Genomic DNA, 21,307 nt, shown 5'->3' on the forward strand with positions numbered 1-21,307 from the left:
CACGCTCCTTGGCGCGCGAGCGCTCCTCGTCGCGCCGCGCGCCGCCGATCGCGGCGTCGAAGCGGTGCTGCTCCAGCGCCTGCTTGAGCGCCTCGGTCTTCATCACCCGCGTGTGCACGGCGGAGCCGGAGCGGAACGGGTCGATGCCGGCCCGCACGCCCTCCTGGTTCACGTGCACGATCAGGTCGAGCCCGAGCTCCCGCGCGGTGCGATCGCGGAACGCGATCATGTCGCGGAACTTCCAGGTGGTGTCGACATGCAGCAGCGGAAACGGCAGCCGGCCCGGAAAGAACGCCTTCCGCGCGACATGCAGCATCGCGCTCGAGTCCTTGCCGATCGAGTAGAGCATCACGGGACGCTCGAAGGCGGCCGCGACCTCGCGCAGGATCCCGATCGACTCGGCCTCGAGCTGGCGCAGATGGATCGGCAGGGAGGACATGGCGCGTGCGAGAGTGGTGCGGCGGTGAGTGATGCGGGTGGATGTCGCCCGGAGCTATGCCACGACCGCCGCAGCCCCGAAAGGGGCCGACCACCGCGGGCCCGACCTGCAGCTCTCGCATCCAGGGCGCGCCCCGTGCTGCCTTCCCAACGGTGCGGACGGCTCGCTCCCTCCGGCTACCGGTGCCTCCGCCGTGCCGCGCCTCATGGCCACCGATGCGCTGAGCTATGCGGGCCGGCCCCACAGTGGGTGGCCTCGCGGTCGAGAAGCCGCGTCTGGGCCCCGTGCATGGTCCGCTTCAGAAACCTGCCTTCGAGACCGTGAAGCTGCGATGCAGGCTGGCCTTATCGTCCTCTGACAAGCGGGCTCGGGTCACGGCTTGAACTGCTGCATGGCGTGAGCCTGCGCCTTTCCTGATCATTTACCACTGGGCGAGTGCGGCTCGCGCGCGCGTGAAGACCCGCTGGACAACGGCGGCAGTGTCGGTCTAAGAAACTTAACGAACGTTCAGTAAGGATTCAACATGGCTAAAGCCCAGATGCGGGCCACCATTCTGGAAACCGCCTCGCGGCTTTTCGCCTCCAGGGGCTATGCCGCGGTTTCAATGCGCGATGTGGCGACGGAAGTCGGCGTTACGCCGGCCAACTTGTATTACCACTTCTCCGATAAAGAACAGCTGATCCGGGAGGCATTGGTCCATGTCTTTACCGAGAGAACGGCACCGCTTGAGACAGTTCTAGCAGTACCGGTCACTTGCGACCAGAAGCTGGAAACGTTCGTGCTCTGGCTAGTCGGGCTGCTTTGGCAAGACGAGGTCTTTGCAAAGCTTTTATTTCGTGAGTTGCTCGACGGCGATCGCTCTCGTTTGGAACACCTTTCCAGGACAGTCCTCGAGCGTCCATTTGCCCTGATCACGAGCGCGACAGCCGGCTACAACCGACGGGCCGACCCCGTGCTGTCGGCGGTCTCCATCATCGGCATTGTCCTCGGCCACTTCCAGCTGTCGGTGGCGCTCCCGTTCCTACCGGGTGGCCGGAAGGAGCATACCGACCCCGAGGTCGTTTCTCGACACATCCTGACCGTGGTGCGCAGTGCCATTGCCGCGCCTCGCCTCCCCGAGGGAGCCTGAGATGTCACGCCACATCGGCCTGCTGTGTATCGCCTGCCTGCTTGTGCTGACGGGCTGCGAGGAGGAGGCGCCCAAGGCCACCTTCGACCGTCCGCGCCTGCCGTTGCGGATCGCGACGGTGGAGGCGATCGACTTGCCCGACGTCTACAGCGTGCCGGGAACGGTCGTATCCGACGACCGGATCGATCTGTCGTCCCGTGTTGTCGGTTTTATCAAGCGGCTCGACGTTCGAGAAGGACAGCGCGTAGCCAAGGGCGATCTGCTGGTCGAGATCGACCCGGCCGACACCGACGAGGCCATCCGCCAAGCCAAGGCCGGCGTGACCGCCGCGCGCACCGACCTCGAGGACGCCGAACACGACGTCACAAAGTACACCGGCCTCGCCGAGAAGGGCGCGGCATCGGGCGAAGTGCTTCGCAAGGCGGTCGTCCGCCGAGATAGCGCCCGCTCGACGCTCGCCAGGAGCGAGGCCGCGCTGGCGGCGGCGGAAGCGCAGAGGGCCTACGCGTCTATCCCGAGCCCGGTCGACGGTGTGGTGGTGATCCGCCACAAGCAGCAAGGCGATCTGGCGACGGCCGGCACGCCGCTCCTAACCATCGAGTCGCGCCAGCGCCTCCTGTTCAAGGTCTATGTCGCCGAGGGCCAGCTCTCGCGACTAAAGCTGTCGATGCCGGCTTCCGTGCGGATCGATGCGCTACCAGGCCAAGTTATCGAGGGCACCATCCAGCGCATTGTGCCCTCCGGCGACCCGGTCACGCGCCGCTTCGAGGTCTCCGTCGCGGTGCCGCCCGATCCTGCTCTGATGCCGGGCATGTTTGGCCGCGCTGAGATCGTTTTCGGAAGCACGTCCGGGATCATCATTCCTCTCCAGGCCAAAGTCCAACGCGGTGGCCTCGACGGCATCTACGTCGTGGGCAGCGACAACCTCGCCCGCTTCCGATGGTTGCGGTTGGGCCGCCAGAGAGACGGTTTCGTCGAGGTGACCGCCGGGCTTTCGCAAGGCGAAGCCATCGTCGTGGTGCCGACGACGGCGCTCCGCGAGGGCGCCGTCGTCACGGCAGTCTGCGACACGTGCCGCGGGCGCACGAGCCATGACTGACGCTCCGCTCAATCTCGCCGGTCGACTGGCCCGAACCTTCATCGTCTCCAAGCTCACCGGCGTCATCATTATGGCTATCGCGGCGCTTGGAGCGGCCGCTGTCATGATGACGCCCCGGGAGGAGAACCCGCAGATCCTGGTGCCCGGCGCGGTGGTTCAGGTCGCTCTGCCGGGAGCATCGGCTGCGGAGGTCGAGGAACTGGTCGTCACCCCACTCGAAGGCATCCTCAGCGAGATGACCGGGGTGGATCACACGTACGGCGTTGCCCAGACCGGCGCAGGCTCCGTCCAAGTGATGTTCAAAGTCGGCCAGCCCAAGGAAGAGTCGCTCGTGCGGCTCTACGATCGCGTGATGGCGAATCTCGGCAGGCTGCCGAGCGACGTCGGCTCGCCCCAAATCAAATCCGTCGACGCCGACGACGTCCCGATCGTGACGATGACCCTGGCATCGTCCCATTACGACGACTATGCGCTAAAGCGGTTGGCCGACCGCATGGCCGAGCGCCTGCGCAGTCTGGAAAATGTCTCGGTGGTGAGCGTGCGTGGCGGCCGCGATCGCGAGATCTCGATCGAGCTCGATCCCGAGCGCCTGCAGGCTTTCGGAGTGACGTTGAGTCAGGTCTCTGCGGCGTTCGCGTCGAGCAACCTGTCGGCTCCGCTGCAGTCCATGGTCAATGCCGGTCAGGTGCAGGCCGTCCGGCTGCACGGCTTCCTCACGTCCGTCGAGGACGTCCGCAGCCAGATCGTCGCGATCCAGGGCCAACGGGCGATCTATGTCGGCGACATAGCCCAGGTCACCGACGGTCCGCGGACCGTAGTCGAGACCCTGAGCCGGTTCGCGTATGGCCCGGCCGACCCGCACTTTGCTGCCGGCGGCGAGATGCCAGCCGTCACCCTTGCTGTGGCCAAGAAGAAGGGCGCCAACGCAGTGGTGGTCGCGGACGCCGTCCAGGACCGCATTGCGCGGATGAAGTCCTCGATGCTGCCAGCCGACGTCGACGTGGTGGTGACACGCGACGACGGCCAGAAGGCCAACGACGCGGTGAACACGCTGATTGAGCACCTCGGAATCGCCATCGCCACGGTGAGTCTTGTGCTCGTACTGTTCCTTGGCTGGCGGGAAGCGATCATTGTCACCGTCACCATCCCGCTCATCCTGTTCGTCACCCTGGCCGCGGATCTCTTCGGCGGCGTCACCATCAACCGCGTCACCCTGTTTGCGCTGATCCTGTCGCTCGGCCTCCTGGTCGACGCCGCGATCGTGGTGATCGAGAACATTCACCGCCACTACGGTTCGCCGCAAGGCGGCGACAAGGAGGCAGCGACGGTCGCCGCAACCAATGAGATCGGCAGCGCGACCAATCTCGCCACCCTTGGCGTGATGCTGGTGTTCTCCTCGCTGTTCCTGGTCACCGGCATGGCCGGGCAGTACTTTTATCCGATCGCATTCAATGTGCCGATCGCCATGGCCGCCTCCGTGGTGGTGGCCTACATCGTCACGCCCTGGGCGGCCAACCGCTGGCTCACCCGCGGCGATCATGCGTCGGGTGACGAGCACGGGTCATCGCCCGACGCGCTCCAGCGCCTCTACGCCCGTCTGCTGACACCGCTCCAGACGCAGTTCGGAGCCCGCCGGGCGTTCGCGGCGGTGATCGCCGTGGCGATGAGCGCGTCGGTCCTCCAGGGGGCGTGGCAGTTCGTCCGGCCGGTTGGCATGACAGGACCGACGCCGCCGCTGGGCGTGGCGCTCGGCTTCCTGCCGAAAGATAACAAGAACACCTTCAACATCGTCGTCGCCATGGCGGAGACCACGGCGATCGAAGAGACCGATCGGCTGGTGCGCCAGATCGGCGGACTGCTCGCAGAGGAACCCGCCGTCGCCAACTGGCAGAGCTGGCTGGGGCAGGCGGGCGTCGCCGACTTCAACGCCCTTCTGCGCGGCACGGCCGACCGGCAGGGCAGCTATGTTGCTGAGATCCGGGTGAACCTCGTCGACAGACATTCCCGCTCGGCGAGTTCGATCGAGATCGTCCGTGACCTGCGGCCCAAGGTGGACGAGGTCCGTGCCCGTTTTCCCGGGGCCCGCATCCAGCTCGTCGAAGATCCGCCAGCGATGCCGGTCCGCGCGACCGTCCTGGCCGAGGTCCACGGGCCGGATCCTGCCGGCGTGAAAACCATGGCCGACGACGTGTATCGCGCCTTTGCCGACAGCTACGACATGGTCGACCTGTCGTACAGCGAGCCGGTCGACATGCCCGAGCACCGCATAGTGCCGGACAAGGAGAAGGCGGCGCTGTCGCAGGTCTCGGTGGCCCAGATCGGCCAAGCGCTCCAGTTCGTCTATGGCGGTGCCGTGATAAGCCGCGTCCATTCGCCCGGCGAAAAGAACACCGTCCCCGTGCGGGCGTTCGTGCCGCGACGGCACGAGGTCGATCCGATCCACCTCGACCGTGTTTTCGTCGCCAATTCCACCGGGCAGCCGGTGCCGGTGTCCGAGCTGGTCAAGGTCGTGCCATCGCAGGCCGATCGTCCGATTCAGCACAAAGACAACGAACGCGTGGCTTTTGTCGGCGGGGATCTGTCGCACTCGGCGCCGATCTATTCCGTGCTCGATCTCGACCGGCGGCTCGACGGCATCAAGGCCCCGGACGGGCGGCTGCTCCGAACCGGCAACCTGACTTTCAAAAAGCAGGTGCCGGACGTGATTGACGGCTATCAGCTCCTGTGGGACGGCGAGATGCGCATCACGCTTGACGTCTACCGCGACATGCTGGGTGCGCTCGGCGTCGCCCTGGCGGTGATCTTCCTGTTGCTCGTCGCCTACTACCGCTCGTTCGTGGTGCCGCTGATCGCCATGTCGGCCGTACCGCTGGGTATCATCGGTATCCTGCCCGGGCACTGGCTGGTCGGCTCGGACTTCTCCGCCACCTCGATCGTCGGCATCATCGCGTTGTCCGGCGTCGTCATCCGCAACTCGCTGCTGATCATCGACTTCATCCAGGACCATCTGAGCCAGGGCGTCCCGCTCGAAGAAGCCGTTCGTCAGGCCGGCGCGACCCGGCTGCGCCCGATCCTGCTCACTACGCTCGCCATTGTGCTGGGGTCTGCCGTGATGGTGAAGGATCCCGTATTCGGCGGGCTCGCGATTTCGCTGATCTTCGGGACGGTGGTATCGACGGCACTCACGGTCTTCGTGGTGCCAATTCTGTTCCAGCTCCATGGGATGCGAGCGGCCGGCAGAACGCCACCCCTCCTCGCCACTGCGCCCGAGGACGCCGGGCCTCAAGGCCTGACGCTCTGATCTTCTTCATCCGCCAGCAATCGGTAGGTCATCGATGCTTACGATACATCACCTCTATCGCTCTCGTTCGGAACGGCTCTTGTTCCTCGTTCACACACTGGACATCGACCATAGGGTGGTCGCTTATCACCGCCATCCTGAGACGATGCTAGCGCCGGCCGAGCTGACCGCGGTGCATCCACTCGGCTCCGCACCGGTGCTCGTGGACGGGGCCGCGGTGATCGCCGAGTCAGGCGCAGCGGTCATTTATCTCGCGGAGACCTACGGCGGAGGGCGCCTCGTGCCCCGAACCGGCTCGACTGAGCGCGAACGGTGCTTCGAATGGATCCACTTCAACGAGGGGACCTTGATGACGTGGCTCAACACGTTGATGCTGTTGACCTGGGCCGGTGCGGAGGAGAGCGATCAGTTTGCCTTCGTAACACGCCGTGTTGCCAAGCTCGCCAGTTATCTCGACCTTATCTTGCGTGAGCAGGTATTTCTCTGCGGCGCGGAGCTCACTATCGCAGACGTGATGACCGCGTTCACACTTGACTTTATGTCGAATCGAACCTTCCCGGACTTGGCTCTGTTTCGCATTCCCGGGTTGGATGAATTGGTGGCGCTCCGCGCATATGCCGATCGCCTTCGCCGGCAGCCCGGCTACGTATATAGCCAGCGGCAGGGCTTCTGACACGACCTGCCGGCGCGGACGAGCGGGTTTTCGACGGTCGGGAAAAGGCGAGAGGGCCGCGACGAAAACGCACCTTTAAAGCGGCCTCTTTGTCACGGGACTGCTATCCAACTGCCCTCAAGCCGCCCCCTGGTGCCGTTCTCGAGCACCCTGATCACCCCGGACCAACAGCAACCCCGAGCGCCCCTGCAATCGCCCTCGGGCGATTGCCCCGAGGCCAGCATGACGCAGGTCGCCCCTCATCCAGGGGCGTGGATCGAAAACATCTGGCCGTAGGCATCGACGTCAGATCTCGTGTCAGCTTCCACAGCGCCACGGTCGACGCGAAAATCATCAGCCAAAATTGCGCGAGGTTCGAGCGTCGGCTTCGGCACGGTGCCGGCGTGGGACGAGGCGGTTCGCCTCACCCTTGGAAACGCCAAATTCGCCGTCGTTCAACCATCTCCACGCCTGATTTTCGATGAGCGCACCAGCGTGCCGGCTGCGAATGGCGAACGTCGGGTCAACGCCTACCTCATCGAAGATGGTCCGCAACCAACGTTCGTCGTCGAGCGGGCCGTCGGAGAACAGCCCTACCCGCCAGCGCTTCGTTCATGCGTCTTGCGATGACGCGGCCGGCCGGCTGGCCGCAACGTGTTAGTGGTGCGTGATCTTGTGCAATTTCTGCGCATCGGGACCAGACCGGCCCGAGGTCCTAATGCGCCAGCGCTTCACGGGGCCGCCGGAGATCAGCGCCTATGTCGATCAAGACGATCCCGCGACGGGCGAGACCGCGGTGTTCGCCGACGGCTTCGACAGGCCGAACGGAATGCGTTCTCGCCAGACGAGGCGGTGATCTATATTACCGATTCGGGAGCCATCCAGGCCGGGCACCTACTTCGTCGACCGCTCGATCGTCGCAGCGATCGGCCGGCGCGTTCGCTGTCGAGGGAGTGCCGCTCGTCGAAGCAGGCCATCCGCGGCGGCGCAGCGATCCGTCCGCCGCCTGCGAGCCGCTTGCAAATCGGCCCCGGGTGCGACTAGGTCAGGCGCTTCAGGCCCCCGGAGCGTTCGATGCGTCTGTCCGTGATCATTCCCGTCTACAACGAGCGCGCGACGCTTGGACGGGTCGTGGCTGCGGTGACGCGCGCCCTGCCCGGTGTGGAGAAGGAGATCCTGATCGTCGACGACGGCTCACGGGACGGCACGACCGAATGGCTGAAGGTGAATTTCCCGAACGGGGAATGCTCCGCGACGACGGTCTCGCTCGACGACCGTGGCCAGCTGAGCTTCTGCCGACAGGCCGATGGTGCATCGACCACGTTTCGTCCGATCTACAGGACGGAAAATGGAGGAAAAGGCGCGGCGCTTCGCGATGGATTCGCGCGTGTGACCGGGGACGTCGCCGTCATCCAGGACGCCGACCTGGAGTATCAGCCGGAAGACTGGACCGCCATGTTCGATCTGATCGCCCGGCGGAAGGTGGCCGATGTCGTTTACGGCTCGCGCTTTTGCGGCGGTCGGAGCGGCTCGCCCTATCTTCGACACTACCTCGGGAATCGGCTCATCTCGTTCCTCTTCAACACGCTCTATGACCAGGCGCTGTCCGACATCGAAGTCTGCTACAAGATGATGACCGTGTCGGTCCTGCGCTCGCTCGTCCTCAGCTCGAACGACTTCGGAATCGAGATCGAGATCAGCGCCGGCATCGCCCGACGGGCTGGGCTTCGCATCCACGAGACCGGCATCTCCTATGCCGGCAGAAGCTACGCGGAGGGGAAGAAGATCGGCTGGCACGACGGCGTGAAAGCGCTTTGGTATCTGCTGAAATTCCGGTTCTCGCGAGCCGTCGCCGCTCCGGAGGCGCGGTGCCCCTCCATGCATCGATAAGCCGATTGCAGGTCTGAACAACGCGGTCATGACAAGCTCAGTGTCGCCGGGCGACGAGGGGGATTCGGCGGGCAGCCGAGAGCGAGAGCCCGGAGGGGCGCCGCGCCGGCGCCGCGATCTGTGGATCGGTCTGCTGATCGGCCTGCTGTGCCTCGTCGTCTACAACGCCAATCTGCGCTCGATCCCGGCCGCCGACACCTACGGCGCCCGCTATTTGCCGTTCGCGCTGTGGAAGCATCATACGGTCACGCTGGATCCGATCGCCCCCCTGGTGGCGCAGGGGCGCAAGATCGCGAGGCTGCCGGGGTGGACCAACTCGGCCTACTGGATCGTCCGCGGCCGCAACGATCACGCCGTCTCGCTCTATCCGGTGGTCACCCCGGTGGTGGTCGCGCCGCTTTATCTTCCGGCAGTCCTCTATCTCGATGCGCGGGGCTGGGATCCGTGGCGGCTCGATCGCGTCGCACGGGTCATGGAGAAGCTCGTCGCCTCGCTGATGGCCGCCGCCTCGGCCGCGCTGCTCTATCTGTTGCTCCGGCGACGAACCGGCGTCGCCACGGCCGGCCTGCTCACGCTGGCCTACGCGTTCGGGACCACGACCTGGGTGATCAGCAGCCAGGCGCTGTGGACGCACGGGCTCGCCGAACTGCTGATCGTCTCCACGCTGCTCTTGCTCACCGGGCCTTTCACCCCGCGCCGGGCGTTCGCGGTGGGGCTCCTCTGCGGGCTCGTCGCCTGCAATCGCCCACCCGACGTCGTCTTGGCGGCGGCGCTCGGATGCTACGGCCTGTGGTGGGCCGGACGCCGCTGGCCCCTGCTGGTGGCCGGCGGTGCGGGGCCGGTCGCCCTGGTGCTGATCTACAATCTCGGCGTCGCCGGTCACGTGGCCGGCGCCTACGCGCTGGTCGGCAAAGGAACGTTCTTCGAGCACGACCTGCTCTCTGGGCTCGCGGGCTTGCTGGTCAGCCCCACCCGGGGCCTGTTCGTCTTCTCGCCCTTTCTGCTCGTCCTGCTCCTCGGTGGGCTGCAGGTGCTGCGCGATCGCAGACTCTGCGGGCTCACCGTCGCGATCTGCATCGGCGTTGCCCTGCAGCTTCTCCTCTACGCGCCGACCGACTGGAGGCAGGGCGCCTCCTGGGGGCCGCGCTGGCTCACCGACTGCCTGCCGATGCTGATCTGGATGCTGCCGCCGGTGATCGACCGCCTCTCCGGGGCGGGGCGCCTCGCTTTCGGCGTCGCTTGTGCGGTGGCGATGGGCCTCCAGGCGATCGGGGCATTCTGGTACACGGGCGTGAGCGACGCTCCGCTCTACGCCGTCGTCGCGGGACCCGACAAGATGCGAGCGGCGTGGACGCCGGGGAACGCCCCGTTCGTCGCTGAGCTGCGACATCCGCCGGCACCGGCCGAACTGGCCCTGACCTTGCGCGGGCACATCGATGTCGCAGCGGTGAGCGGAGGCGGAGACGCAAGCGGGAGCGGAGACGTCACGACGGGCCGGCGGATCGACGTGGAGGGATGGGCCCTCGGGTCGGGCCGCTCGCCGTCCGAGGTGATCGTGCTGCTCGACGGGCTGCCGGCCGGGTCGACCGGCCACCTCTTCGAGCGACCGGATGTCGTGAAGACCCTCGGCTATACCGAACCGAGCGGATGGCGCGTCACGATCCCGCTGGACGAGCCGATCTCCGGCGAGCGCACCGTTTCGGTCCTCGTGAGAGCGCGAGCCGGGGGCGACCTGCGCTATCTCGGCGAGCGGCGGCTCGCAATGGCGGCGGATCGGACGGCTCCTGTTCGGGAGCATCCCGCCGCCGGTTCGGGCGCGGACGACGACCTCGCGCGGGTCGCACGCACGGCGATCGGCGTCGTCGCGAGTCGCCAGCAGGCGGCCGGCTATTGGCTGACGTCCTTCACGGGAGCGGCGCGTCATCTCCATCCCGGTCGGGAGATGAACACCTATTTGAATGCCGTGATGCTCGACCTCCTCGATCCCGTCGCGACAGCGGCCGGGCTCGTGCCGAACCTCGTCAGGGCGCGAGAGTTCCTGGCCGATCAGATCGAGGCGGACGGCCTGGTTCGCTATCACGGTCGGCCCGACGCCGCGACCATCGGGACGCTCGGCTGCGCCATCACGCCGGACGCCGACGACACGGCGCTGACCTGGAGGGTCGCTCCCGGCGCCGATCCGGAGCGTCTGCGCCTCGCGCTTATGACCCTCGGCCGGTTCCGCACGCCCGACGGTCTCTATCGAACCTGGCTCGCGCCGCGAGACCGATACCAGTGCATCGACCCCGGCCGCGATCCCAACCCGGCCGACGTGGGGATCCAGATGCACGTGCTCATGCTCCTGGCCCAGGCGAATCCGGCGGCGGCGCGCGACCTTTGCACCGCCCTGGGACGGGCCATCGACGACGACAGGATCTGGGTCTACTACCAGCTCGCTCCGCTCCTCCCGCTGCTTCGGCAGGCGGACCTGGAGCGCGTCGGTTGTCCGCTGCGGCTGCCGACGTCCCGATCGCGAACGCTGGTTCCGGGGCAAGAGGTGTGGCTGCTGGCCGCTCGGCTCCTGCAGCGGTTCGCCGAACCGGATGGTCCCGCTCCGCCCTCGAGCGAAGTGCGCGACGTGCTGCACGCCATCGCGATGGACGACTTTTTGTCTTTGCGCAGCGCCCCGCCGCTCGTCTATCACAACGATCTCTCCGCCTCGGTCCGGCGGTACTATTGGTCCGAAGAGCTCGGCTACGCGCTGTGGCTGAGGCTGTATTTCGAAGATCAGCGCCGAGGCTCCGGGGGGACGCGTTGACGTGACGGACGAGAGCAGGACGATCGACGCGGCGTCCGAACCGATAGGGACGCGCGAATCGGGCATGTCCGGCGCGTCGGGGCGGTGGCGGGCGTCCGGACTCTCGCGCGTGTTCGGAATCGTGCGTCCGCTCCTCCGCCTACTGTCCTGCATCCGGTTCGACGAGGTTCTCGTTCTGCAGGGCGCGCCGCTCATCGGCGCCGTCCTCGCCATGGACGGTCTCACGCTCGGCAACATCGCAAAGGTCGCGGTCCTCGTCACCGGAAACTGTTGCCTGGTGGCCCATGTGGTCGTGCTCAACGACTGGTCGGGAATGCACGGGGATCTCAACGACCCCAACCGGGCTGCCGGCGTGTTCATGACGAAGGGTATCGGCCGCACCGAGCTGGGTTGTCTTTGCGTCGCTCTGCTCGGGCTCGCTCTCGCGCTGTTCGGAGCGCTCGGCGCAACGACATTCGTGCTGGCGTCGGCGATCGCCGTCCTGAGCGCGCTCTATTCCGCGCCCGCATTCCACATGAAGGGACTGCCTCTCGCCAATTCGGGCCTGCACCTCTTCGGCGGCTTGCTGCACTTTCTGCTCGGCTATGCGGTGTTCAGTGCGCCCGATATGCGAAGCGTGGCGGTCGGCTGCTTCTTCGCACTCGTCTTCGCAGCCGGTCACCTGACGCACGAGACCCGGGACCGCGAGGCGGACCTGCTCAACGGAATCAGGACCAATGCGGTCTCGTTCGGTCGGACGAACAGTTTTCTCGCCGGGTTCGCCCTCTTCACGATTGCGGACTGTCTGCTGATCGCCCTCGCCGTCCAAGGTGCCGTGCCGCGCATTCTCGCGGGCGTCGCCCTCCTGTACCCGCTGCATCTCTATTGGACGATCCGGGCGTTGCGCGAAGGACTCGGTTTCGAGAGCGTTCGCCGCCTCCAGGGCCGCTATCGGGCGCTTTATGGGGTCATCGGCCTGACGCTGCTCTCCGCCGCGGTGCTCGGCCGCTGAAGCCGGGCTCGGAGCGCGGGGGAGCGGATCCTCGCCCACCTCATTCCAGATCGTGGAGAGCGTGCTCGATCGCCGCCGCGGCGTGGTCGTAGGTGACGTTCTCTCGCACATGTCGAGCCGCCGCTGCACCGACGGTGCGGGCATCCTCTCTGTGGAGGAACACGCGACGCATCTGCTGACGCAGGCTCTCGTAGGACGGTTGAGCCCATTGGAACCCGTCGTAGTAGGGACATCGGGCCTCCGCGTCGACGAGCGTCTCGACCGCGACCGGAAAGCCGACCTCGGAGCTGAAGAACTCCCGCTGTGCACTCCAATCGGTCGCCACGACCGGAAGGCCGCAGGCCATCGCCTCCAGAATGGGAAGTCCCCACCCCTCACCGCGAGTCGGCAGCACGAAGGCGTCACACGATCTGAACAGGACCGGCATCTGATGGGACGGAAGGCGCTGGTTGACCGAGATCACGATCCGTCCGCCGCCAGGCCGCAGACGCAGGACCTCGACCTGGCGCTCGACCGAGACCGAGGGATCGAAATTGGAGACATGGCAGAACAGCACGACGTCCTCGTCTCTCGAGAACTCGTCGCGAAAGGCGCGCAACAGCAACTCGGGGGCCTTGCGCTCGCCCCATTCGAAGATGCTCAGAAAGCGGAAGTCCTCGTTCTTCCGCGGCAGGGCCGGAACGTCGGGATGGAAGCTGGTCGGGTCGAATCCGAGCGGCACGACGCGGATCGGCCTCGTCACGCCGGAGGCGCGGAACGTTTCGGCATTGAACCGCGATGGCGTCCATACCTCGTCCATGGCGTTGGCCTGATCCACCCAGCCGCGCGGAATGCCGCCGACCTCCAGCATCGTGAATCCGATGCGGGGTGAGCCGGTGTTGCGGTGGAACGCATCGCCCTGGCAGAACGCGACGTGCGGTGCATGCGGCAGCAGGGGACGCGCGGCAATGTCGTCGACGGCTGCGTTCCCGCTGCTCGACGGCTCGGGGCTCGGCTGTGGGGTGCCGGGACCGTAGGCGTATTGGTAGCCCAGCCGCACGCCGCGCCGCTGCAAAGCCTGCGCGAGGCCCTGCGACGCCGCCGCATACCCGATCGGAAGCTTGAGCGTGGACACCCAGTTGAGCCGGCGATGCCATCGCTCCTCTGTCAGATAGGAGCGCCACTTCTTGATGAACGTCGCGCGGGCAGGCTCGTAGATCGCCGCAAAATCGACCTTGTTGGACCGCGTCGACGTGTTCTCGTCGTGGGTGAGCGTCAACGCGGCGCAGCACACGACCGAGAGCCCCGCCTTGATCACCCGAAAGCAGTAGTCGGTGTCCTCGTAATACGTGAAGTAGCTCGCGTCGAGCAGTCCGACCCGATCGATGGTTCTCCGCGGAAGATACGCGCAGGCGAAGACGACGCCCTCGACGGCTTGATCCTCGTGAGCGCCCTGCCCGACATCCAGCTCGTTCGCGCCGAGCTGAACGCCTCGGAAGCCGTCGAGCGGCATATATGTGCCGGTATGCAGAAGGAGCCCGTTGCCCTGCCGCAACCGGCAGCCGACGATCCCGATACGCCGATCGACATAGGCGCTGTGCTGAAGCTTGGTGATCCAATCCGGATCGTCGACGATGATGTCGTTGTTGATCAGGACGATATCGCGACCGGCATCGACGGACTGGATGCCCTTGTTGACGGCCGCCGGGAAGCCCTGGTTGGTTTCGTTCTCGATCAGCCGTGGCGCCGTCGTGCCGGGCAGGCTCTTGAGCCAATCGACCGTACCGTCGCTGCTCCCGTTGTCGACCCAGACGACCTCGTAATCGCAAAAGCGTGTCACGGGCAGGGAGTCGTAGAGCTTTCGAGACGCCTCGATCGCGTTCCAGCTCACGACGACGATCGAAACGGGACGCCGCACGGCGTCCGACGGTTCCAGCATCGAGAGCTCCTGATCGACACGTGGCGGCTCGACGTGGACCGACATCATCGCCTCGGGCCGTTCTGGTGCCAGCCGGATACGGCGGGGCCGTAGACGACGGCGCGGTCCTCGTTCGACCGATCGGAGAAGGAGTGCAGGAGCCGGCCCACCGCGGAACCGGCGAGATCGTCCGGGGGGCCCGGGCGGATCTCCTCCATGTCGAAGGCGGCATCACCGCCCCTTCGCGCCGCGATGAAGTGCAGCAGCGGGTTCAGCCCGGCGGCAGCGACCTCCGGGCGCAGAGACAGATACTTCGACGTGCTGAAAGACGGGCCTGGATCGCGGCCTTCTGCCGCGCCGGCGGTCAGGTAATGCTCGACCGGATCGACGCCCGCCGTTGCGACATCGGGATAGTTGCTCAGATACCAGGTCGGGTCGAAGAGGCCGGATTGTGCGACGATCCACCGCTCCCGCCGCTCACGAAACGCCCGTTTCAGAAGCCGTTTGGCGGTCCGGAATGTCGGCCACTTGATCAGGCGGCGCAGCCGCCCCCGCCGTCGGAGACGGGTTTGATCGTGGCCGCCGGCGGAAGCCGCGGCCGCTTCGGTCTGCGATCGTCCGGCGGGCGCAGGCGGAGCGGCGTTCCGGGCCTCCTCCGCAGCCCGCAGACGCATGGTGATCACGCCAATCTCACGGTTCAGCTCGTCGACGACCGCCTGCTTCTCCTCCAACCGTCGATTGCTCTCGGCGAGCGCGATGCTCTGCGCCGCGACCCGATCGTCCAGTCCGACGATGTCGGCGCGAAGCGATGCGATATCGCCTTCCAGCGTGGCGACGGATTGCGCCCGATCGAACCCGGTCTCCAGAACGATCGGGAGCCGTTGCCAGATGCGCCCGACCTCCTGTGGCACGCGGCGAGACGTCCCGGACTCGATGATCGACGCGATCGTGTCCCAATGATGGGAGAGCTGCAGGTTCGCGGCGACGACGCCGGGCTCGACGTCGCGCCGACCGACCTTGTCGAGGAACCAGGAGGGCTCGATCCGCTCGGAGTCGGCAAACGCGTGGACGCTCGAAAAGTCCGACAGGATCGCGTACTTGCCCCCGAACGCGTGAGCGGGCCGGAACACCGGAACCCCGAAGCCGAGGGCCGTGACGGACAGATGCAGGCCCTTCCCGACGACCGCCGTCGCGTGCTTGATGATCTCGGCGATGAGGATCGGGTTCGGCCAGGCCGGCAGGTCGATCACGTTCGGCAGATCGGCGCGAATGTGCCCGGCGCCGTCTCCCAGCGCCGGGCCTGTCGGCAGGGCGACGATCTGAAAATCGGCGAAACGCTCCGGATGATCGCGGACCAGCTCGCAGAACGGCTGCAGCCCGGTCGTGGCATGAACGACGATGTAGGGGCCGCGAAGTCCCAGCTGTTCGCACAGTCCGGAGAACGCGGGTGATCGATCGACATGCTCGAGGAGCCGAGCGATGCCGAAGCCCGTATCCGGCACCACTGCGATCTCGGTTTCGCCGGCGAAACCCAGGAGAGCGGATCGAGAGACGTCGTCGCGCATCGCGACGTAGCGGCTCGATCCGATGGCCAGCCGCATGAGCGGCTTCGCCCAATCGGGAACCGGGCCGGCCGCACTCGGAGCGTTCCAGACGACCGGGCGACCCGCCTGAAGGGCGAGCAGGGCGGGAACCAGCCAGTAACCGGTCGGATGATGCACGTCCGCGGCGGGAGAGACGTAGCCGGGCGCGACATCCTTGTCGAAGCGGACAAGGAGGCCGCCGCCGACGATCAAGCCATCCAGATCGTCGACGATGGTCGGAAGCCGCGAGAGCGGCGTCACGTCGTACGGCCAGTGCGGTACGCGCCTGGCGTGGTACGAAAACGGACTGAGGTCGATGGGGCCGAGCCGCCTGGACAGTTCCGCCTCGGCAATCAAGGGGAACAGGAGATCGCCGTAATTCTGCACGTCGAACGTTCCGGTGATGCCGACCCGCAATCGACGAGCGTTCACGCCAAGCTCCATCCGGAATCCGTTTTTTTGCTGAGGGTCTTTCGATCGCTGCGAAGCAGCTTCGGGCCGAGTCTGGGTCGATCAGTCCGATGGGTGAGATAGAGCATTGTATGCACCGCATGCAACCATGGTGCTTGCGTCTCGCGGAAGGATTGAAGAAAGAGCGGTGCCGCACGAACAACCTCTGGCGGATCGCGGCGCAAATCCGGGTTGCGCGATCCTCGATTGCTCGCACATGCTGCATGCCGGCGCAGAACCAGGCCCCGCCGACGAGACCACGCTAGCGAGCGCCGCGCAGACGACTTCGCGTAAATGGCGAGCAATCAGGATGTCGCTCGCCGCCCTGTCGGATTCGGCGTACCCACGCACGCAGACCTCGTTCCGGCCGCTGCCACGCGCCGAAACGCGCGCCCAGGCTGCGGCGTTTGCGGCTCGCGGGTGCCTCTGCATGACGCGGATCAGCCGTCGGTGCCGCATCGAAGCCGAGGCGCGTAAGTAGTGCTGGATGCCGTCGTGTCTATCAGCGGCTGGTTGCGGTGAGGCATGGTGCCAGCGCCGGCGCGACGGTCGACTCCGTGGAATTGAAGCAGCGGCGCCGGTCGGCTGCGGGCGGCCGGCCGATCAGAGCTTCATCACCTCGACGGCTCGGATCAGCACCTCGTCTTGGCCGAATGTTCGTTCCAACGAGCGGCGGTACGTGCCCCACCATTCGCGATCCAGCACCTCGATCATCACCTGAAAGACGACGACGTCGTCGTGCACGATCGTGCTGCCGTCTCGAAAGCTCCCTCGCGCGGGCCCGCGGGAGAACGACGTGACGCCCCCGAACCGGGCGATCATCTCATCGCGGACTTGTTCATAAAGGTGCGCAGAAAACACGACGCCATTGTTGTCCGCCAACGGCAGGAAGAATTCAACGAGGTGCATGCCGTCTCGCCATGGTGCGGAACGTGATGGACCAACGCGGCGCCGCCACCGGGGGGATACTGTGCTCCCAAACCGAGCGAGCCTCATCCGTCATCGTGTACAGAGATCGCGGCTCGGCCGCGAGGGTGAATCGCTCCCATCCTGTAGCCGTCCTGCGTCGGAACCTGAATGGGCACGGCGACCCCAGCGACAGGCCGAATACTCTGTCGAACTGCTTCTTGTCACGGTGCCAGCCGATTCCGGCTCCCGCATCATAGCGAGTGAAAAGGATATGCTCGACCGCACCCTCGGGCAGACGGTTGGCGACCTCGACAGCGTGTGCGACCGGGAGCATCCAATCCGGAAACGGGTCGCCGCGTTCCAACTTCTGCGTCGAGAAGTCGTATCGCCACCCGAAGGAAGCGACGCGGCGCTTGCCTTCGTATGGCCCGAACTGGAACGGTGTCAAAGTCAGATCGCACATCCTGGCGATCAGCTCCTGCTCGATGTCGGGCGTGACGAAGTCGGGCCGGTATTCGAGCCCAGAGGGACCAGCAGGTCGTTCGAAGAGTGCGAGTCGGGACGGCACGTCGTCTCACCCGAGTAGGAGCTTGGAGCCGCAGGCGAAGGCCGGCATGCGAGGTCCGCGTTCCGGTCAGGTCCCGCAGAACGTCTGCCTGACCTCTTCGTCGGGGGTCGGCGGACTCGCATAGTCGGCATATGCGGGCTGATCGTCGTACGGACGAGCCAGTACATGAACGAGCTCGTGGAAGGGTTCGAAGCGCCCGGCTTCCGCGGCGCGGATGACCGCCTCGATGCGGTGGTTACGCGGGATGAACATCGGATTGACGGCGAGCATGGATCTGCGCCGAAGCTCCGGGGGCCGATCGTCTTGCGACAGGCGCTCGCGCCAGCGCTCTGCCCATTCGTCGAACGCCGACGGGTTCGCGAAACGTCCGCGAACATCCGCGTCCCGCCCCGGATCCGCAGCAGCTTCGCCGAGGCTGCGGAACGTGGAGGTGAAATCCGCCTGGTTCTCCGCCATTCGCCTCAGCAGGTCGGCCGCGAGGTCCGCATCGCCGTCCATCTGCGACGCGAGTCCGAGCTTCTGCCTCATTCCCGTGACGTAGGCCTCGTTGAAATGCTCATCGAAGCGCGCGATGGAGGCATTCGCAGCCTCGATCGCCGCGTCCGCACCGTCCGCGATCAGCGGCAGCAACGCCTCGGCAAAACGAGCCAGGTTCCACTTGATCACGGCAGGCTGATGGGCGAACGCATAGCGGCCGACGTGATCGATCGAGCTGAAGACCTTGGCGGGATGGTACGCGTCGAGGAACGCGCAAGGGCCGTAATCGATCGTCTCACCGGAGATCGCCGTATTGTCCGTGTTGAGGACGCCATGAACGAATCCGACCAGGAGCCAACGCGCAGTCAGCCGGGCCAGCGCCGCGACCACGGCGTCGTAGAACACGTGATACGGGTCCGTCGCCTCGCGCGCCTCGGGGTAGTGCCGTGCGATGGCGTAGTCCGCCAGGATACGCAGGCTGTCGACATCGCCACGCGCCGCAAAGTATTGGAACGTGCCGACGCGCAGATGGCTGGATGCGACGCGGGTGAGGACGCCGCCCGGCAGGGGCTGCTCGCGCATCACGGTGTCACCGGTCAGAACCGCCGCCAGGGAGCGCGTCGTCGGGATGCCGAGCGCGGCCATGGCCTCGCTGACGATGTATTCGCGGACAACCGGCCCGACCGCGGCGCGGCCGTCCCCGCCGCGAGAGAAGCGGGTCCGACCAGATCCTTTGAGCTGGATGTCGAAGCGCTTTCCGTCCAGGTCCACGACCTCGCCGAGCAGGATGGCGCGGCCGTCCCCGAGCTGAGGGACGAAGTGTCCGAACTGGTGCCCAGCGTAAGCTTGGGCGATCGGCTCGGCGCCCGGCGTGAGATCGTTGCCGGACAGAACAGCGATGCCTCGCGGGCTTTCGAGAAAGGCCGGATCAATCCGCAGGCGCCGGGCGAGCGCGGCGTTGGCATGCAGGAGCTTCGGAGCCGACGCCGCAGCGGGGCTCACGCGCTCGTAGAAGGCGTCCGGCAGCCGGGCGAACGTGTTGTCGAAGGGAATCGGGACCGCCTCGGCGGCTTCGGAACGGGCGAGCTCTGTCGGGGTCATCGGCTGAAAATCGTTGCTCGTCGAACGAAAAGCAAGGCCCCGAAGCCCCGAAATCGCGGACCGTCATCGCCAATCTGCGGCTTTCCTGGTCCCCGACCCTGGTCCCCGACATGGCCGCGCTCGGCAGCCGTTTTCGGCTCGCGACGCCCGGATCAGATTGGTTGGCTGAAATCCGCGCGCTGCACGACAGCCCGACGCGGCTGTGGCGATGGTCGTGAGGTACAGCCGCTCCGTCGTGCTCTCGGGCGGCGAAGTGGCGGTGCAAAGGAGTGCTTCCACAGAACGCTCCCATTCTCGTTCGCTCGGTCGACTTGCCCACCCCAAACGTGTCGAAAGGCTTCCAGGCCGCCCAAGACTGATAAGCGATGCCGAAGTTCGCCACTGTTTCTCCAGCATATACCTCCGCCGGCCGGCTACCTGACGGGGGACTTAGTATCATCGCGGACCCACGGTTTAGGCAGAACGGATGAGCCGAACCATCACCGATGCAGCGTGAAGGCCTCCACTAGCCGATTTCAACTGTCTGAAGGCACACGTCCTCGCGTTCGTCCGGACATCGAACTCGTCAAGCAACTGAGGCGATCCGGTGAAGACCCGTTGCAGGCGATGTGCGACGTCGGCAGGAAGGCCCTGTCGCTAATCACCCAGGGGTACCTAGGCTCTGGTGCCGAGTCCCACCATGTATTGGCGCTTGAGGAGCATCGCGGTCGAAGGATCAGGGCGCCGGCGGATCGCCGCTAAGCACTACTTCGGCGATAAAGCCCGTTCGACATCGGCGACGGGCTCACCGTCCTGGTCACAAGGTCCAGGTCCAGCAGGTCGTCTTCATCTTGGTTCGCAATGCGATCGAGGCGATGGAGACAAGCCCCCGCCGGGACATCGATTTCCGGGCGGTGACGCACGCCGGTGGGGCATCGCCGATACCGGATCCGGGCTTTCGCCAGCGATCGCCGACCGGTTGTTCATGCCGTTTGCATCGGCCAAGATCCAAGGCATGGACATCGACCTGTCGGTGTGCCGCGACATCTTTGAGGCTCACCAGGGGCGCATTTAGGCGGAACCGAACCTCGGCGGTGGGACCGTGTTCCGCTTCACGCTGCCGGTCGTCACCGAGGATCTGGTCGAGGAGGCTGAACACGCCACGCCGTAGCGTGGAGCTAGGCTCAACGGCAAGTCCGCTGAGCTGGAAGCCGCGAACAGTCCACCGCAACCGGTCAGGAAAGGCGCTCGCCATGGGAGAGAAGGTGTGCGGAGGCCGCTGTCCGGACCCGGCCATCAAGCCGCGAGTTCGAGAGTTGCAGCGATCGTTTCAACACCGCCCGAAACAGTCGTCTCCGTCAAAGATGTAAAATCGGTTTAATTCATCCGCCATAAAAGGCTTGGGATTAAGCCACCATCCGTGGATCCGCCGCAATTGTCTCGCGAGCCCGGGCAAACGCTTGTGCGACGCTGTCGATGTTTCTCTGGACGGAGGACTCTGGGGCCTCGGTTGCGTCAGCTTCCAGGATTCTGGCCAATCCGGACAGTTCCCTCAGACCGAGGCTGGCAGAGGCGCCTTTAAGAGTATGGGCCTCCGTCACAATCCGCTGCCGTTCTGCAGTATTTGAAAGCCTCCGCAGACGCTTGATCCGCGACTCGGTCTCCTGGAGAAACACTCCGATGGTCTCGCGAGTTCCGTCGCTTCCTATTTCCGAGACAAGAGCCTCAAAGACAACCGTGTCGAGGACGGGATCATGAATCGGCTTACCCCGGTCACTCGAGAGCCCGGGGACGTCCCACTCAGGGAGAACACCGCAGGAGGCGCTTACTGCTGAAGCGTCTAGTACTCGGACTATGGCTTCCACCATCTGCTGCTTGCGGACCGGTTTGGCGAGAAACTCGTTCATACCGGCGTCGCGGCACTGCCGAATGTCGGCAGCATAGGTGTTGGCGGTGACTGCAATGATCGTAATTGCTCAGCCCTATGGATGCTGAACTGCCGTCGCGGGCGGCAATTTTCCGAGGGGCATACGGCTCAACGTCGT

16 protein-coding genes are annotated in these 21,307 nt (G+C 65.7%); 8 read left to right on the forward strand and 8 right to left on the reverse strand.

All coding sequences use genetic code 11. The features are described from left to right. The coding region (gene cysD, locus CH341_RS35840) for a sulfate adenylyltransferase subunit CysD (protein ID WP_245431013.1) at positions 1–439 on the reverse strand (439 nt) is incomplete at its 3' end. A 523-nt stretch (positions 440–962) separates the two neighbouring features. On the opposite strand from cysD, the gene CH341_RS12140 reads away from it, so the two are divergent. From CH341_RS12140 to CH341_RS12170, 8 genes are all read left to right on the forward strand, one after another. Then, entirely contained in the window at positions 963–1,568 is a 606-nt protein-coding gene (locus CH341_RS12140; RefSeq protein ID WP_111419289.1) for a TetR/AcrR family transcriptional regulator, read from the forward strand. 1 nt (position 1,569) lies between these two features. After that, entirely contained in the window at positions 1,570–2,667 is a 1,098-nt protein-coding gene (locus tag CH341_RS12145) for an efflux RND transporter periplasmic adaptor subunit (RefSeq protein ID WP_111419290.1), read from the forward strand. Beyond that, on the forward strand, positions 2,660–5,968 hold the full coding sequence (locus CH341_RS12150) for an efflux RND transporter permease subunit (RefSeq protein ID WP_111419291.1): 3,309 nt from the start codon (positions 2,660–2,662) through the stop codon (positions 5,966–5,968). Before CH341_RS12145 ends, CH341_RS12150 begins: the two co-directional genes overlap by 8 nt. A 34-nt stretch (positions 5,969–6,002) precedes the next feature. Then, entirely contained in the window at positions 6,003–6,641 is a 639-nt protein-coding gene (locus CH341_RS12155; protein ID WP_111419292.1) for a glutathione S-transferase family protein, read from the forward strand. 697 nt (positions 6,642–7,338) lie between these two features. Further along, positions 7,339–7,476: a hypothetical protein gene (locus CH341_RS34180; protein ID WP_170149593.1), complete on the forward strand. Its 138-nt coding sequence runs from the start codon at positions 7,339–7,341 to the stop codon at positions 7,474–7,476. Between the two features lie 218 nt (positions 7,477–7,694). Continuing rightward, positions 7,695–8,510, forward strand: coding sequence for a glycosyltransferase family 2 protein (locus CH341_RS12160; protein WP_111419293.1), 816 nt, complete (start codon positions 7,695–7,697; stop codon positions 8,508–8,510). A gap of 370 nt (positions 8,511–8,880) precedes the next feature. After that, complete coding sequence (locus CH341_RS12165) at positions 8,881–11,307, forward strand: hypothetical protein (protein ID WP_146604449.1); 2,427 nt, start codon at positions 8,881–8,883, stop codon at positions 11,305–11,307. 1 nt (position 11,308) lies between these two features. Beyond that, complete coding sequence (locus tag CH341_RS12170) at positions 11,309–12,298, forward strand: UbiA family prenyltransferase (protein WP_146604450.1); 990 nt, start codon at positions 11,309–11,311, stop codon at positions 12,296–12,298. A gap of 40 nt (positions 12,299–12,338) precedes the next feature. Here CH341_RS12170 and CH341_RS12175 read toward each other — a convergent pair whose 3' ends face one another. From CH341_RS12175 to CH341_RS12200, 7 genes are all read right to left on the reverse strand, one after another. Next, positions 12,339–14,216 (reverse strand): glycosyltransferase, encoded by a 1,878-nt coding sequence (locus CH341_RS12175; RefSeq protein ID WP_170149594.1) that lies wholly within the window; start codon positions 14,214–14,216, stop codon positions 12,339–12,341. 44 nt (positions 14,217–14,260) lie between these two features. Next, a complete protein-coding gene (locus CH341_RS12180; protein ID WP_111419297.1) occupies positions 14,261–16,222 on the reverse strand; it encodes a polysaccharide pyruvyl transferase family protein in 1,962 nt (653 codons plus the stop codon). 609 nt (positions 16,223–16,831) lie between these two features. Continuing rightward, positions 16,832–17,137 (reverse strand): hypothetical protein, encoded by a 306-nt coding sequence (locus CH341_RS12185; protein ID WP_111419298.1) that lies wholly within the window; start codon positions 17,135–17,137, stop codon positions 16,832–16,834. Then, positions 17,124–17,705, reverse strand: a complete 582-nt coding sequence (locus tag CH341_RS12190; protein ID WP_111419299.1) for an alpha-ketoglutarate-dependent dioxygenase AlkB — start codon at positions 17,703–17,705, stop codon at positions 17,124–17,126. Before CH341_RS12190 ends, CH341_RS12185 begins: the two co-directional genes overlap by 14 nt. A gap of 66 nt (positions 17,706–17,771) precedes the next feature. Further along, complete coding sequence (locus CH341_RS12195; protein WP_111419300.1) at positions 17,772–19,283, reverse strand: protein adenylyltransferase SelO; 1,512 nt, start codon at positions 19,281–19,283, stop codon at positions 17,772–17,774. A 796-nt stretch (positions 19,284–20,079) separates the two neighbouring features. Beyond that, positions 20,080–20,421: a hypothetical protein gene (locus CH341_RS33660; RefSeq protein ID WP_146604451.1), complete on the reverse strand. Its 342-nt coding sequence runs from the start codon at positions 20,419–20,421 to the stop codon at positions 20,080–20,082. 247 nt (positions 20,422–20,668) lie between these two features. Next, positions 20,669–21,169 (reverse strand): Hpt domain-containing protein, encoded by a 501-nt coding sequence (locus CH341_RS12200; RefSeq protein WP_111419301.1) that lies wholly within the window; start codon positions 21,167–21,169, stop codon positions 20,669–20,671. Positions 21,170–21,307: the final 138 nt, after the last annotated feature.

Source organism: Rhodoplanes roseus (assembly GCF_003258865.1).
GTDB lineage: Bacteria > Pseudomonadota > Alphaproteobacteria > Rhizobiales > Xanthobacteraceae > Rhodoplanes > Rhodoplanes roseus.